Genomic DNA, 14,843 nt, shown 5'->3' with positions numbered 1-14,843 from the left:
GTTTGTTCCGCGGAAGCTACGTCTGGCTTGGGCGGCGACCTGGTAAACACGTCAATCGTCCTCCCCCCACGAGAACTCCCCGGGCGCAAACACCTTGCCCAGCTTGTCGTACTCCCGCTCCACCGCCTTGAGCAGGTCCGCCATACCGATCGCATGGCCCTCCCCAGCCGCGTAAAACGCCGCGCGCAGGACGATGTTACCGATGTTGCCGCCGCTCAATGGCGCGCGTTCGGCAAGCAGGTCCAGGTCGATGTCGTCGGCCAGCGGGGCGTCGGCCGGAAACGCCTTGCGCCACAGCTCACGGCGCTGCGCCGCGGCGGGAAACGGATATTCGATGATGAACTTGAAGCGACGCGTAAACGCCTTGTCGATATTGCCGAGCAGGTTGGTCGAGAGCACCACGATGCCGGGATAGGTCTCGATCCGCTGCAGCAGGTAACCGGTCTGCAGGTTAGCGTAGCGGTCGTGCGCGTCGTGCATCTCGGTACGCTTGGCGAACAGGCTCTCTGCCTCGTCGAAGCACAGCACGAGGTTGCCCGACTCGGCCTGGTCGAACAGCTGCGCGAGGTGCTTTTCCGTCTCGCCGATGTACTTGCTCAGCACGCTCGACAAGTCGACGCGGTACAGACCCAGGTTGAGTTCATTGGCGATCACCGAGGCGGCCATGGTCTTGCCGGTGCCGGACGGCCCGTAGAACAGCACACACAGGTTGCGACTGTTGGCCTGGTGGCCGTCGAAACCCCATTGCTCGACGACCTGGTGGCGGTTGCGCGCGTACTGCAGCAGTTCCTCCAGCCAGGCGCGCGTGGTTGCCGGCAGCACGATGTCCTCCAGACGGTAGCGCGTCTTCACTTCCTCGGCGACGCTGAACTGCTCGCTGACACTGGCGTCGCGACACACGTCCAGCAGCAGCCGGTTCAGCGGTGCGTCGCCGTCGAGCAGACGGCGGCTTTCCAGTTCCTTCAGTGCGGACTCGATCTGGGTTTCGGTAAACAGATAGGTGCCGGCCAGGCGATCCAGCAGATCGTCCGGTAAGGACAGCCCGTGGCGCGTGGCGCCCTGCTCCCATGTACGGCGGCGCCCGGCGGCGGTGGGCATGGCCAGTTGGATCAGCACCGGCACTACGGGATGCGCGGTGTAGCGATGTGCGCGTTCCGACACCAGCCGTGAAGGCGCATTGATCGCCACGACATAGCGCTGGCTTTCCAGCAACGTGTCGAACACCGCAGCGAACAGGGCGCGGGATTCCTCGTCGGCCGCATCGCCGCTGAGGCGTTGGCACTGGGTCAGCACCAGTACGCGGTTGCACAACATGGCATTGCGGCACAGCAGGCGCACACGTTCGAGCACTGCCGCGCGGCCATCGCCCGCGTGGACGACAAGTTGGGCGCCATCCAGTTCGGCGCAGGCCATGCGCATCGACAGGAAGATGGCCGAGCAGAGCTGTTCCAGTGCGTGACCATCGGGTCCTTGAAGCTGCAAGACGAAGGACATGTCTTCGGGAGCATCCCCACCACAGCGGTCGACGAAACGCTGGGCCTGCTCTCGCACTGCCGGCTCGAGCGATAGCTCGTCCAGCGAGGCCACCGGGTCCAGTTCGCGCAACGTTTCGTAGAGCTGCAACTGCGGCACGGCGCGGGCGCACAAATAGCCGGACAGCGCCACATCGAGGCGGAATCCGCCGCGCAAGCGCGACACGTCGGAGCGCGGTTCCCGTTCCAGAACATTCCACCGGCGTAAGGCATTGTCGGCAAGAAGAACCGTGTGCGCCTGCGAGGGATCGTCCAGCAAGTAGGACAGCGCGGAGAGCGGCAGCCAGCCCTCAGCCACACGCTCTCCCTCGGCCAGTTCAGCCAGCATCCCGCGATAAGCGTCATCGAGATCGGGCAGCAGTGCCACCAGCATCACCTGCTGTTCCAGCGGCCCCAACGACAACATTTGCACCAGATGCACCCAAGGCACGAAGCGGTCGCTGTCGAGCAGATCCTCCATCGTCGCTTGCAACGCCTCCCACAGGGCGGTGACTTCGACATCCATGGCCATCGAAAACTGCTCGCGCAGCACACGCTGGCGTACTGCAAGGTGGCCCGTCGCCGCGGCCGCCGCAGCCGCTTCGCGGCGCGACACCGCGCGGTCGATCAGCAGGTCGGCGTAGCGGCACAAGCCTTCCAGGAAGACGGCGTTGTCGTCGGCCGGTCCCGGCGGCAGGCTCATGTCTCGTCCCTCAGCAAGGTCCGGTCGAAATCCACCAGCAGGACGATGCGCGTCTGGCTGCCGTGATTCCACGCCTCGTGCGTGGCCATGTCTTCAAACAGCAGGCTATGCCCTTCCCGCCACGGCCGGCTCTCCTCGCCGACCCGGAGATGGCAATCGCCGTCGGCCTGCAGCGCCAGGTGATAACGCACGTTCGCGTGCCGGTAACCGACGTGCGGCAGGATGCGCGTCCCGGGTGCGAGCCGCGAGAATCCCGCGTTGACCACGCCGTCCAGCGACCGCAGCAGGTCGGCGGTCTGCGGGCAGAAGACACAGTTCTCCAGCAGGCGTCGGCGCTGTGCGACCATCCCATAGATGTCCCAGCCGTGGTTGTAGAGCTCCACCTCCGGCCATGCGACGAAATCCGACGATGGCAGTGCGAGACATTCGTCGCGGATAAGGCGCCAGTGTTCGCGCAATAACGCGGTGGCAGGCAAGACATGGTCCGGATAGAACATGGCGTCACTGCTCCTGCACCGGTTCCTGCGAGCCGTTGCCGACCAGACGCGCAAGCGCCCGGGTCAGCAGGCGCATCCGGGTGGCGTCGAAGGTCAGCCCCGTCACCTCTTGCAGCGTGCGCAGGAACAGTCGGATGTTGTCGCTGATCGTCTTCGCATCGTGCCGGGCTTCGTCGCTGTCGTTGACCGATTCCAGTGCACGGATGGCCTCTTCCAGCATCGCGCGCTGCGCCGGCGTGAAGGTGCGGCCGGTCAGCGTAGCGAAGGTATCGATCACGCCGTCGATGCGCGGCTGGTCCACCCGGTGACCATCGGGTACCGGCAGGGCGGCCGAGCAGGCCAGCGCGCCCAACTGCCGCACGAAGGCGGTGCGCGCTTCTTCGTCGGGCGGCATGCCGGTGGCGTCGCCGAGCACACGGGCCAGATCGCCGACGCGCTGGTCGATCGCCTTCTGTATGGCTTCCAACGAGGCCGGCGGGACCAGGCTTCCGCTTAGCGCGCGCTGGCGAAGCACCTCGAACTGCCTGGCCACCTCGGCAAGATCCGGTCCCGTCGGTGCCGACGGCAGCGGGGCCTGCGTCAGGCCGGGCCCCAGCGGCATCCAGAAGGCGACGATGTCGGCTGCCGGCTTGAATATCGTTTCCGCCAGGTACACCAGCGTCCATTGCTCGCCCTTGCGCACCGGCATGCAGATGTTGCCGAACAGCGGGAGGTAATACGTATTCGTGCCTTTCTTGGTTTTGATCACTTCCTTGGTGGTGTTGGCCGAGGCATAGGTGACGCCGGTAACGGTGGCACCGTTCTGTACGGTACAGCTGACCAGGCCGGCGAAGTTCGCGCTGAAGTCGCTTGAGAAGGTGCCGATCGTGGCCTGGATGAAGCCATCGGTCGCGGCGATGCCGCTTGCCTGGTTCTTGGTGAAGGTGATCGGCTGGCGTGCGCCGAACAGCGTGACGCCGCCCTTGTCGTCGACCTGCACACCGCCCACGTTCATCGATGTCGCGGCCAGCGCCTTGCTCGTCACGGTACCACTGAGCGACGCGCTGACGCCCTGCAGCTCCTTATCGGACACGATGTTGCCGGTGGCGTGCGCGTCGCCGCCCACTTCCAGCGGACTGGCGCCCTTGCCGGCGCCGACCACCACGTTGGTCTGCGTCACCGTCAGCAGCGGCGGTCCCAAGGTCGAACCGGCCGTGAGCACGTTGCCGCCGTCGCCCGCGCCGGCGATCTTGATCCAGTCAGTGACAGTGACGGTCTTCGCCGTCAGGTCGCCGAAGCTGCCGCCACCCTGGAAGCTCACGTTGCCATCCACCTGCAGCGCATAACGGGCATCGAGCTTCGAGAATGGTACGTTGATGGCGACCGTGTTCGGCGCCTTCTTGCTGTCCTTGGACATGTCCTGCCGATTGTTGGCCACGAGCATCGCCGGCGGTGGCGGTTTGTCGGATGCGACACTATTGCTTTGCATCACGGCGAGCAGCGCTGGCGCCACCAGGAACGCCGATACGTTGGCGGGCACACCGTGCCCCGTCGAGTCGATGACCACCAGCGTGCGGTCGTCCGTCACCTTGCTGACCAACCACTGGTCCTGGTAGCCCTCCATGGTCGATGGCCGGAACTCCGGAATCAGGATCCAGTCGCCTTCTCGCAGCTCCGTCAGAAACGCGGTCTTGACGCCGGTAAGCGTGGTGCCACTGCTGCTGATGGTGCCGCTGCCGTCGTTGCCATCCGGCGGCGTGGGTGCGGCGGTCTGGACCAGCTGTGCCGCTCCCGGTAGTCCGGCGCTCCCGGCAGGCAGGTACTTAAAGGAGGAGGCCCGGACAATGCTGGGAAACTGTTCGGTCAGTTCCAACTGCTCGTTCGAAACCACCGTCCGGACCTGCCGGTACTGCTTGAGAAGCTCGCCCAGGCGAATGGCATCTCCCACCTGCACCTCGTCGACGAAGGCGGTCTGCGTGCCGGTGAGAGTCACGTAGGCGACGCCGTCGGCGCCCTTGATCCCGCTATTCGAGTCGGACGGCATGGCGGAAACCAGTCCCGAACCGATGAAGCTCTGGCCTGTACCCACGCTCAGCGACGCCGGTGTATCGCGCATCTGTACGCCGACGTTGCCAGTGTCGTAGTAGATCCCACTGTACGGCGAGGACGGGTCCTGCTTGGTCCAGTAGCTGAGGATCGGCAGGTTCCGCAGTTTGCTGCCGTTGCCCTCGAACGATTTCGCTACGACAGCGTCACTGCAGGTCAAGGCGCCGGCCATGACATCGCCGTTCACGTCCAGCGTCACGCGCGGTACGGCGTCGCCGTTGAGCGCGATGCCGACACGGCGATCCGGCGTTATCGTCAGCGCGGAGACACCGGTCGCGCCGGTCTGCGCGCCGGCCCGCACGCCCATTCCCACGCTGCCGTCGATGCCGATGTTGAGCAGCTCGCCCACCGTGCCGGTGGCGGAGAAGCTGACCAGTGTGGCGCGCACGTAGCGGAAGCGCGCCGGCACCAGGAGGTCTTGCTGGAAGGCCTGCACCATCTGGAACTGCGCCGGATCGCTGGTGGCGCCGCCGATCACCGCCTGTTGCGGAGTGAGTACCGCCGCACCCGCCGGCAAGGTGGGGATCACCAGGTCGCCCGGGCGCAGCGGCGGGTGGATCGCGTGCTCGAACCTCAGCAGCCGCCCTTTGGTGGTGATGCTGCCGACGCCCTCGGTCACGATGCGCTCGACCTGCAGGTTCGCCTGCGGCTGGTCCACGCCTACGCCCACGTTGCCGCGGGTAGCGAGCATGCCGTCGAACTGCGCGCGCGCGGTCTCCACGCTGAGGTAGTCGTCCAGCCCGCTGTCCTCGCGCTTTGCACGAAGGCGCACGCCGGGCAACGCGGCGACGGACACGGCGGCACTGCCATCGATACCCGCACCTTCGGTGACCAGATCCACCATGCCCAGACGCGAGCCGACGTAGCGTCGTTCATGGCGACCCTGCTTGAAGGTCAGGGCGTTGACGGCATCCTGCGAAGTAAGGTTGACGACGGCCAGCACGATGTCGATGCCCGGATCCCGAAGCGTCGGCGTGCAGGTCAGCAGCGGCTGCTGCACCACACGCTTGTAGCCCATGACACCGCTATCGTCGGTCAGGTCGCTGTACACCTCGTGGTAGCGGATCACCAGGTAGACGAACGCGTTGTCCCCGGTGCCTTCCACGCGAACCACCTGCGGCTCGGTCAACACGATCTGGCGGCCAAGGCGGTCGATCGCCATGCCAGCGGTGATCCGTACCTGGTTGGCCTGGCTTGCCTGCCAGCTCACCTCCAGCCCGCTGGCGATGCCCCAGGTGTGCAGGCTGCTGTTGACCAGTGCGAGCATCTCCATGTTGTACTGCTGCTCGCACGTGAAATCGGCGGTAAGCAACGACTCGCCGGTGAAGTAGTTGTTGCGCTTGATCGGTGGCCGGCCCTGATCAGACATATGCGATCCACTCCACGGCAATAGGCGCGCCATCTGGCAGCGGGGCGAGCACCGCGGTCAGGGTCAATGTGAACTCGTTTCCGCTGATGTCGCTGATCGCCGTGGCATACGGCAACGTGCCTTGCACGGTGACCATGACCCGCGGCGGCTCGGGGAAAGTCGGTCCCGGCGCCCGATGCGCGCTGTAAGGCACCGTCACGGCGACGCTGTCGCCCTGACGGCGCAGCGCGCCGGACGGCACCATCACCCTGCCCTGCATCGTCCTCGCGCCCTCGGCGCGCAATGCCTGCGGCATCACCGCCGCGGCACCGAGATTGGCCGGCAGCCGGCTGGTCACCGGCATGCGCTGGTCGGTCACGCCGGTGATCCCGCCGTTGGCCATGGCGATCTCCGCCAGCAGCAGGCTATGCGCAGGCAAACCCCCGAGCGTGTCGGCCACGGTGAGCACGCCGGCCATGTTCTGCACGTTGGTCTGCCCGGACACCGGCTGCGCCGTGGTGGGAAAGGAGATACCCACGTAACAGGGATTGGCCGCGGTGGTCGGCACCGTTGCCGCGCCGCTGTTATCCGGCAGGACCACGAAATGGCCCAGATCGTCGAAGCCCGCGCCGCCGCTCACCGCGAGGCTGTTACCGCTCGGGTTGCTCACCACCATGCCATTGAGCACCCCCGGCGTGTAGAGCAGCTGGTTCTGCAGTTGCATCCAGTTGACGAGGTACGACTGCGCTTCGTTCATTAGCGCGGAGGTGAGGAATGTGCCGTCGGTGTAGACCACCGAATAGGCCACGTTCGCTGCGATCACGGGAGTCGGCGGGGGCACGGAGACGCCCGCCGGCTGGACGGTAATCGCTTGCGGGGATGGCGGGCTGGTCTGATTCATGGGGGTGATGTCTGCGTGCCCAGGAGGGCGTTGGAGTTGAGTACTGGTTGATAGATCGCATCCGCGCGCAGTGCCGAGGCGCCGAGGATCTGCAACTGGTAGCGTGTCGCTGCCGGCCGCTGGGCATCGAGCACGGTGGTGATCTGCGCGAGCAGCGCCTGTATCTGCTGGATGCCGGTGGCATCGGGCACGAGTTTCGCGTTGCCATACGCCGGCAACACCACTTGCACCACGAACAGCCATGGCGCGTAGCCGGAAACCAGCGGCATACCCGGCTGGTAGGCACAGCGCAGCACGAAGCTACCGGGCTGCGAGGCGTCGTCTTTGAGCAGGATCGGTGGCGGCGCAGGATGGAGTACGTTGACGGTCACGGTGCCATAGACCGGATCGGTGGTGCCCGATGGCTTTACGCAGCTCACCTGCTGCAGCGGAAGGTCGAGCAGCAGGTTCAGCAGCATGCCCAGGCCTTGCGGCGTGCCGCGCAGGCGGTACAACGCCATGCTCTGGGCGATCACGTTGCGCTTCTTGTCCAGGTCCCAGGTGCTATCCAGAGGCAGGTCCACCCAGCCACCCAGCCAGGCGAGGAACTCGTCCAGCCACGCGTTGAAAGCGGCTAGCGCATCACTCGAATACAGCGGTGAATCGATATGCCCGTCGAGTGCGCTACCGATCTCGGGCACGCCGATATAGCTGTCGAACCGTTCGAGGATCGCCGTGCCCTTTGCCGGTGGCAAGCCAGAAATCGGCGGAATGAAGGTTTCGTCGCCCGGCGGGAACAGAAAACTGAAGCGGCTGTAGAAAAGGTTACCGATCACGTCTGCGCTGAGGAGGTCCTGGATGCCCTTGCGTCCATCCAGTGTGGTGTCAGCCAGACCGGTGAGCAGCTTCTCGAAGATCAGCAGGTAGTGCGCGAGAAAGTCGTCGTCGGTTCGCGCGAATACGGCCGGCAGGTATCGCAGGTAGCTCGAAGGCGGCATCGGTGCAGGCTGGTTCATGGCGCGACCCTGGCGCGCAACTCGACACAGCGCAGCTGCGGCAGGCCACGGTAGAACGGGCCAGGCGAGCCCGGTGGTAGGTCAGCGAGCAACGCGTTGACACCCAGCTGCGCGTACTCCGGCAGGCGCGCCGTCGGCGTGTAGTCAAGCGTAAGCGATGTCAGTGCGGCCACGCCGGGCACGCTTTCGATCAGCAGCTGCACGCTCTCGGCCACCGGTGCCTCGTTGTACACCCAGCCATCCGGCTGGAAGTAAGCGAACAGCGTCGACAGCACCGCGTCGAGCACGACCAGGGGCAATACGTTCGGTGGGCAGCGCAGCTCGACGTACAGGTTGATCGACGTCAGCTGCGCGGCCCACACGTTGACGCGGTTACCCAGCAGCACGCGCGGCGCGATGTACTGGCGCACGTTGCTCAACAGCACGCTTTCTGCCGTCGCCGCATCGACAGCCGCCTTGGCGGTGGGCGGATCGCGCATGAGGACACGCCGCCACCAGCCGTGGGCATCCGGCACCGTCATGTTTCCGTTGGGCGGGAGACGATAGGCCCAGCTCGCATCGCCCAGCACGTAGAGCTGGGTCGCTTCGCCACGCGCCAGCGCATCGGCGCGCCTGACCTGCAGCGGCGTCGGTGGCGCACGCTTGCTCTTCTCCCAGTTGGCCTCGATCATGCGGTTGGCTTGCAGCGCGAGCGCCTGCACGTCATCCAGCGTCAACGCCAGGTACGGCTCGTCGCGATAGCCCAGCACCGCACGCTGCAGGTCGGCACCGGTGAACGGCGTGCCCGCTTCCACTTTCGCGAGCATCTGGCGCAGGGCTTCGAAAGCGTCGTCGTTATCCAGCACGGCCGCCTGACTGTACGGCGTGACGTTGTCGGAGAAGGCCAGGCCCAGCGCCTGACGCAGGTAGTTCTGCCTGGCCAGCAGCGGAATGGCGTTGGCCTGGTAGAGCAACGATTCGCCAATCCAGCACAACGTCTGCAGCAGCGTGATGCCCGGATCGGACGCGTTGAAATCCGTCCACTGCGTGGTGAATTGCGGAATGCGCCGGATCAGCTCCGCCTGCAAGGCAGCGCTGTCGCGCGTGTCGAGGTTCGGCAGCTCAAACGCCATCGCCAGCCCCCGCCAGTGCTGCGACCGTGGTCGCCGGCGCCGCATAGGCAAGTACGCCGGCACTCCCGAACACGGGTATCTCATGGGGTGCGAGTGTCACGTTGCCGTATTGCCGTCCGTTCACCGACAGGCCGGCGATGCCATTCACCCGTGGATCCTCGCGCAGCCTGTGAGCGATTTGCGCCGACTGCACGGTCTGGCCGAATTCCCAGCCCTGCCCTGCCGGGCCACCGAACACGGGCTGCAGGAAGGCTTCCAACTGCCGCGCCAGGTCCTGCTGCAAGGCGTTGCGCTGGTCCGGTGACACGTTCGTCACGACCTGCGCGACCACGTCGATCGGTACGTAGTGTGGCTCGCGGCAGCGGATTCGCGGAGCGAGCGACGCCAGGCTGCGCGCGCCCAGATACGCCGCCACTTCGTCCAGCAGTGCCGGCGGTGCATAGGGGCGCGAGGCTCGCGATAACGCCAACACGCTGACCTCGATGCGTCCGTCGCCGGTTTCGACCGCACGGGCACGGCTCACGGCGGGACTGGCGACACGCGCGAGTGTGTCCAGGTCGGCCAGTTGCACAGCGCGGTCGTTCGCTTTTACCTGCGGGGGTGCGGTAGCCGAGAGGTCGTTCACTGTGTCGCCGTTCACGCCGCCCTGCGCCGCGGCGTGGTTGCTCACGCTGGCGATGGCGTCATAGCCGGGTCGCAATACCGTGAGCAGGCCGGCGTCGACATTGCCGTCCAGCCCCTGCGTGTACTCGTAACGCGTGACGATGATGTTGTTGTAACCGCGCGGCGGGATCATGCCGTTCTGCCCGTCACCGAACGTCACGATGCCGGTGGCCGTATCCAGCGTGTACACGCGCGAGGTTGGCCCGCTGAAGCTGAAGGTCGGCACCTTTTGCCAGCGTCGCAACACGGTGTCGGCGCCGGCCGTGGTCGAGGACGGTGTCACCGTGAGTGCCAACTCCTCGCCAGCGGCGCCCGGGTCGGGCTGCATGCCTGCGGGTTCGGCGACGTCCAGCGCCACATCGACCAGCACCGGCGCGTGGGCGATCTGGAAGGTCTGTAGCGGCTGCTCGTTGCTGGATCCGAGGATTTCCTCCAGCACGGTCGTGCGATTGCCGGCCATCACGGTGTTGGGATAGACGCCGTACACACGGATGTCCTGCCGCGGCCGTGGATTCTCGATGCGCAGCCAGCACGCCGACTGCGAGTACAGCGTCGCTGGCCGCAGGTTGTCCGGCAGCACGAAGCTGACGATGCCCGAGCGGGTCAGCCCAGCCGTGCCGTCGTCGACCGGCAAGGGTTGCCAGGCGTGACCGTCGTAGTACGACCACGGCAGCGCCGGACCGGCTTCCCCCCGTTCCCGCACCAGATGGAAATACAGCGTCAGCGTGCCGCCGGCGGTCGCGCGAACGAAGTCCTCCGGCGAGAATCCCAGGTGGCAGACGCTGTAGCGCCCTGCCACCGGCTTATAGGGCCGGAACAGGAAGCGACTCAACGCGAACGCGTTGTACGACCACAGGCTGTTTGGCGTGGCCACGTAGGTGTAGCTCAGCGTCAGCGACTGGATGTACGGCGGGGCGTAGCTGCTGGGTGTGTAGGTGTAGGAGAAGTTCACGCCCTCCTTGCTGGTGAGGTAGTCGATCACCTCCGCTTTCTTCGCCGCCGGCAGGATCTCGCCGGGAATCGCGTCGATGGTCGCCGCCACGCCCTGGGTCGTGATGCCGCCGATGTCGCCGTAGCCGCCGCTGGCGATAACCACGCGGATCCAGCGCCCTTCGTTGCCGGCCACCGTGGTGGGCTGGATGTCCGGACACAGGAAGCGCACGCAGGTCGGGCCATTCGGATTCCCGTGGCGCAACGCGGCAGTGGTGTCGACGAAGCCGTAGGACGCTACCTGCGCTGGCGTCCCGTTGAGTGCCTGCCAGGTCGAGCCGTCCCAGAATTGCCAGACCAGGGTGACCGGGTAGTCGGTGGCCACCTCGCTGAGCGCGAAGTTCAGGCAGATTTCCGCGCCCTGGCGCGCGAACAATGCATCGCTACGAACATAGAAACCGTCTTCCACCTCCGGCGTCTGCCCGAAGGGATATGCGCCGTTGCGGATGTTGACCTGTACGGCGCCCGAGGACGCCGGTCCCGATGCGGCCTGCTCGGGCGGTATGCCGTCACCGGCCAGGGTGCAGCGCAGGCTGGTGATCACCGGCAGCTGCTCGGCAATGGCGCCGACCACGCGCACCAGCGGTGCAGGCTGTGTCAGTAGCCAGTAATGCGGCGGCTGGTCTTCGGCGCGCGGATCGGCGGTGAAGCCGGTGCTACGTCCGTCGGCGACGTAGAGGCCGGCTTCCAGTTGCGTCACCGTGAGCGGGCCAGCCGTCGGCGGCTGGAGGATGGTCGCGCTCAGCTGCATACCGCCTTCGGACACATTCACCGTAGCGGCTAGCGGATGCAGTGCGCCGTCGGCCCAGCGCTCGAAATACTCCGCGCGTAGCCGCTGGCCGGCGATATCCACCGTGATGCGCTGCAGGGAGGGATCGGGCTTGAACAGCGTTGAATCGCCGAGCGTGAACCAGTGCGTCAGCGGCAGTTCCAGCGCCTCGTCCTCACCGGCCAGGAACAGTGGCATCGAACGTCCGGCGGCCAGGCCGTCGAATACGCTGATGTAGCGGTCCTGCGCCGGAACGATGGTGAGCAACGCGCTGAGTGTGGCCGGCATCACCGTGAGTGCGCGGTCGGTCTGAAAGCGAATCGTCTGCGTGGGAGCGTCCAGCACCGCGCTATCGATGGGCAGGTCGAACGATCCCTGCCGAGGCTGCAACACGAAGCTCAGCGACGCCTGCGCAGCCAGAGGTGGACGCAGTTGCAGGCCGAGGAAGCGGAAGAAATCCAGTCGCCGCTGGTTGGGAATCTGGTTCTCCATCTGGCCGATGTAGCGCGCCAGGAGGGCGAACAGTTTCAGCAAGGCCAGCCCGGGGTCGTCGTTGACTTGCTGTGCATCCGGCTCCTGCGCCATCCACACGGATGTCCACTCCGGCACGTACGCACGCGCGAGCTCCAGCGTCTGCTGGTAGAAGGCGTCGGCGCTGCGGAAGTCGAGCGTGGGGTTGGCGGCGGGATCGCTCATAACGTTTCGGATTTGCTCATGCGTGGCTCCAGGGCTCAGCTCTTCAGGTAAAACGGATAGACCAGGTTGTCTGGCCGGTTGCGATCGCGCACGACGTAGTCGACGGAGATCAGCATGCAGTCGGGCGCCGCCGGGTCGATGCTGGCCCCCACGCCGGCAACCTGGATGCGCGGCTCCCATTGTTCCAACGCCTCGCGCGCATACAGTTGCGCGAGGCTGAGGCTGGAGGCGTTGCCAGCGGCGAACACCAGCTCGTTGATGCGGCATCCGAACGTGGGCAGCATCACGCGCTCGCCGGGCGCTGTCTGAAGGATCAGCAGGATCGCCTGGCGGATGTCTTCGTCGTCCGCCGCGAACATCACGCTGCCGCCCTGCACCCGCACCGGGAAAGCCCAGCCGCGACCCAGGAAGTCGTCGCCATTGCCGCGGATGGTGCTCATGCGCGCGCTCATCCGATCAGCACGTTCGCGACGCCGGCCACGACGACCAGTGGCATCGGCGCCTGCGGGCCGACTGGCGGGATGTCATGGCAGGTCTCACAGAAATCGCCGGCGCGCGCCGCGCCGCGACCGTTGATGCGCACGGTGGCGCTGGCCATGATCACGCGCCCGAGGTTGGTCGGCGGCACCTGGAACGGACCACCCTGCGGTACGTGTGGCGGCATGTTCTGCGCGATCGAGCCCAGCAGTGCGGCGCCTCGTCCGTTGATGCGCACGTTCATGCTGACGTTGGTCTGGATGCGCCCATTGAACGGGCACGGCTGTGGCGTCGGCACCGGACCGCCCGGCGAGGGGACCAGTACGATGTGGATGTCACCGGCGTTGACGATGCTGTCGCCCATGCGCGCTGCTGGCTTGCCCATCGGTCGTTCTCCCGTCAGTTGATTTCGACCATGGCGGCGTTGAGCTTCATGCTCTGCCCGCCATTCGCCTGCAGGCCGTTCGCGCCCAGTTCCAGCTTCACCGAGCCGGCCGTGTTCTGCAGCACCACGTTGGCGGCCTTGAGTGTCAGCGTGCCGCCGGCCGTGACGGTCACATCGCCCTTGGTCTCCACAACAATGCGCTGGTTGGCGGTGTCGATCTGGACCTTGTTCTGCTTCTCGTCGATCAGGGTCAGCTGGCCGTTCTCGCTGTCGTCCAGCAGCAGTTGCTTGCCCTTGGCCGTGCGGATGACGCGAACGTCCTGCTGCACGGCCGCACCCTCTACCGGCGGTTTGATCCCGCCGTTCCAGAGGAAGCCCAGCACGAAGGGCTGGTTGATATCGCCATCGGCGAATGCCACCAGTGCCGACTGGCCCACGGCAGGCAGGAAGAAAGCGCCGTAGCCGGGGCCGGCGAAGCCGCTCATCACCTGCAGCCAGCCCGACTCCAGCCGCTGGCCGTCGACCAGGAAGCTGACCGTGACGCGGCCCAGCCCCTGCGGGTCGTCGGTCTTCTCAACCATCGCCACGGTGACGCCACCGAGCATGGCGCCGGGCAAGGCCTGCGGCATTGAAAGATCGTCCATCAATGGGTTTTCCTCATGCGCCGGTCCGGCGCAATTGCAGTGTGGTGCGATAGCCAGTCGCGTCGTCGTAGTGGTGGCGGCTCGAGCGTACGTAATAGATGCCGTCAAAGCGCCGGCTCAGGCCGGTAAGGCGCACGTTCACTCCCGCGTTGAGGTCCGGATCACCTTCCAGTTCCAGCTCGCCCTCGATGAAGCGATCGAGGTTCTGCATGTATTCGGCGTCTGCACGCGACTGCAGCGCCTGTACCTTGGTGAGGCTCGGGTCGGTGATGTTGATGGCGGCGTCGGGAAACGCCCCGATGAAGTCGAAGCCCGATTCGCTGCCACCCATGCGGGCACGCACCGTGTTCGGGTTACTGCGCGCGCTGATCGGCTTGTTGGTGGCGGGATCGAAGCCGAGCACCTGTACCGTGCTGCCCTCAGTGGGCACACGCAGACGGAGGTCGACGCGACGGATGTCTCGCGGAAAAGCCAGCGACTTCACCGGTGACAAGCCCTCGGCGCTGGGACGGAACACGACCGTGGTCCCGTCCACCACCAGCTCATGGTTGATCAGCGCACAACGTCCCAGCAGGAAGTGATAGTTGTTCTGCTGCCGCTGCCACACGGTTTCATTGAGCATGACCGGCGGCCCGGGGGTGCTCAGGTCGACGCGCGCGGCGTCTGCTACCTTCCTGGCGATGCGGTTTTCATCTATCCCGCTGTATATCTCGGAGTGGTTGCCGAAGCGAAGCTTCGCCATCGCATCGAAGCCGCTGACCGTGGCCGCGGAGTACTCGGCGAAATTGGGTTCGATCGCGTAGATCTGCCCGGTGAGCACGGTGCGTGGCTGACCCAGGCCCATCTGCACGCCGACCTGGTCGCCCGGCTTGAACAGATCCAGATCCGCGCCCTGCCAATTGCCCAGTTGCGACAGCATGCTGAACGTGAAGTTGAACATGCCCGGCACGTTGATCTCGTTCGATACCTCGACCGAACTGATCGCCGCCTGCATCGACAGCGGGAGGGGCTGCCGGTTGAGCAACAGCCGGAAGGCGCCGGTTTCCGCTTGGGCACTGACGGCCATC

11 protein-coding genes are annotated in these 14,843 nt (G+C 65.9%); all 11 read right to left on the bottom strand.

The genetic code is table 11. The features are described from left to right. Nucleotides 1-51: 51 nt before the first annotated feature. The 11 genes from HB634_RS02610 to HB634_RS02560 are packed head-to-tail and all read right to left on the bottom strand — an operon-like array spanning nt 52 to nt 14,842. On the bottom strand, nt 52-2,214 hold the full coding sequence (locus tag HB634_RS02610; protein ID WP_213947408.1) for an ATP-binding protein: 2,163 nt from the start codon (nt 2,212-2,214) through the stop codon (nt 52-54). After that, nucleotides 2,211-2,711, bottom strand: a complete 501-nt coding sequence (locus HB634_RS02605) for an aspartyl/asparaginyl beta-hydroxylase domain-containing protein (RefSeq protein ID WP_063572804.1) — start codon at nt 2,709-2,711, stop codon at nt 2,211-2,213. The genes HB634_RS02610 and HB634_RS02605 overlap by 4 nt, the downstream gene beginning before the upstream one ends. Nucleotides 2,712-2,715: 4 nt before the next feature. Next, nucleotides 2,716-6,165, bottom strand: a complete 3,450-nt coding sequence (locus HB634_RS02600; RefSeq protein ID WP_213947407.1) for a hypothetical protein — start codon at nt 6,163-6,165, stop codon at nt 2,716-2,718. Next, a complete protein-coding gene (locus HB634_RS02595) occupies nt 6,158-7,045 on the bottom strand; it encodes a hypothetical protein (RefSeq protein ID WP_213947406.1) in 888 nt (295 codons plus the stop codon). Before HB634_RS02595 ends, HB634_RS02600 begins: the two co-directional genes overlap by 8 nt. Continuing rightward, nucleotides 7,042-8,040, bottom strand: coding sequence for a phage tail protein (locus tag HB634_RS02590; protein WP_213947405.1), 999 nt, complete (start codon nt 8,038-8,040; stop codon nt 7,042-7,044). The genes HB634_RS02595 and HB634_RS02590 overlap by 4 nt, the downstream gene beginning before the upstream one ends. Further along, nucleotides 8,037-9,152 (bottom strand): hypothetical protein, encoded by a 1,116-nt coding sequence (locus tag HB634_RS02585; protein ID WP_213947404.1) that lies wholly within the window; start codon nt 9,150-9,152, stop codon nt 8,037-8,039. Before HB634_RS02585 ends, HB634_RS02590 begins: the two co-directional genes overlap by 4 nt. Continuing rightward, nucleotides 9,142-12,270 (bottom strand): putative baseplate assembly protein, encoded by a 3,129-nt coding sequence (locus tag HB634_RS02580; RefSeq protein ID WP_213947403.1) that lies wholly within the window; start codon nt 12,268-12,270, stop codon nt 9,142-9,144. The genes HB634_RS02585 and HB634_RS02580 overlap by 11 nt, the downstream gene beginning before the upstream one ends. Before the next feature lie 35 nt (nt 12,271-12,305). Next, the gene (locus tag HB634_RS02575; protein WP_213947402.1) at nt 12,306-12,710 is read right to left on the bottom strand and encodes a GPW/gp25 family protein; all 405 of its coding nucleotides are present in this window, start codon (nt 12,708-12,710) and stop codon (nt 12,306-12,308) included. A gap of 8 nt (nt 12,711-12,718) precedes the next feature. Further along, nucleotides 12,719-13,132, bottom strand: coding sequence for a PAAR domain-containing protein (locus HB634_RS02570; protein WP_213947401.1), 414 nt, complete (start codon nt 13,130-13,132; stop codon nt 12,719-12,721). 14 nt (nt 13,133-13,146) lie between these two features. Continuing rightward, nucleotides 13,147-13,776 (bottom strand): phage baseplate assembly protein V, encoded by a 630-nt coding sequence (locus tag HB634_RS02565; RefSeq protein ID WP_197478504.1) that lies wholly within the window; start codon nt 13,774-13,776, stop codon nt 13,147-13,149. Nucleotides 13,777-13,789: 13 nt separating this feature from the next. Beyond that, complete coding sequence (locus HB634_RS02560) at nt 13,790-14,842, bottom strand: hypothetical protein (RefSeq protein ID WP_213947400.1); 1,053 nt, start codon at nt 14,840-14,842, stop codon at nt 13,790-13,792. Between the last annotated feature and the right edge of the window lies 1 nt (nt 14,843).

The organism is Luteibacter sp. dw_328, assembly GCF_018449605.1.
Taxonomy (GTDB): Bacteria; Pseudomonadota; Gammaproteobacteria; order Xanthomonadales; family Rhodanobacteraceae; genus Luteibacter.
This window is presented reverse-complemented; position numbering and strand designations above follow the sequence as displayed.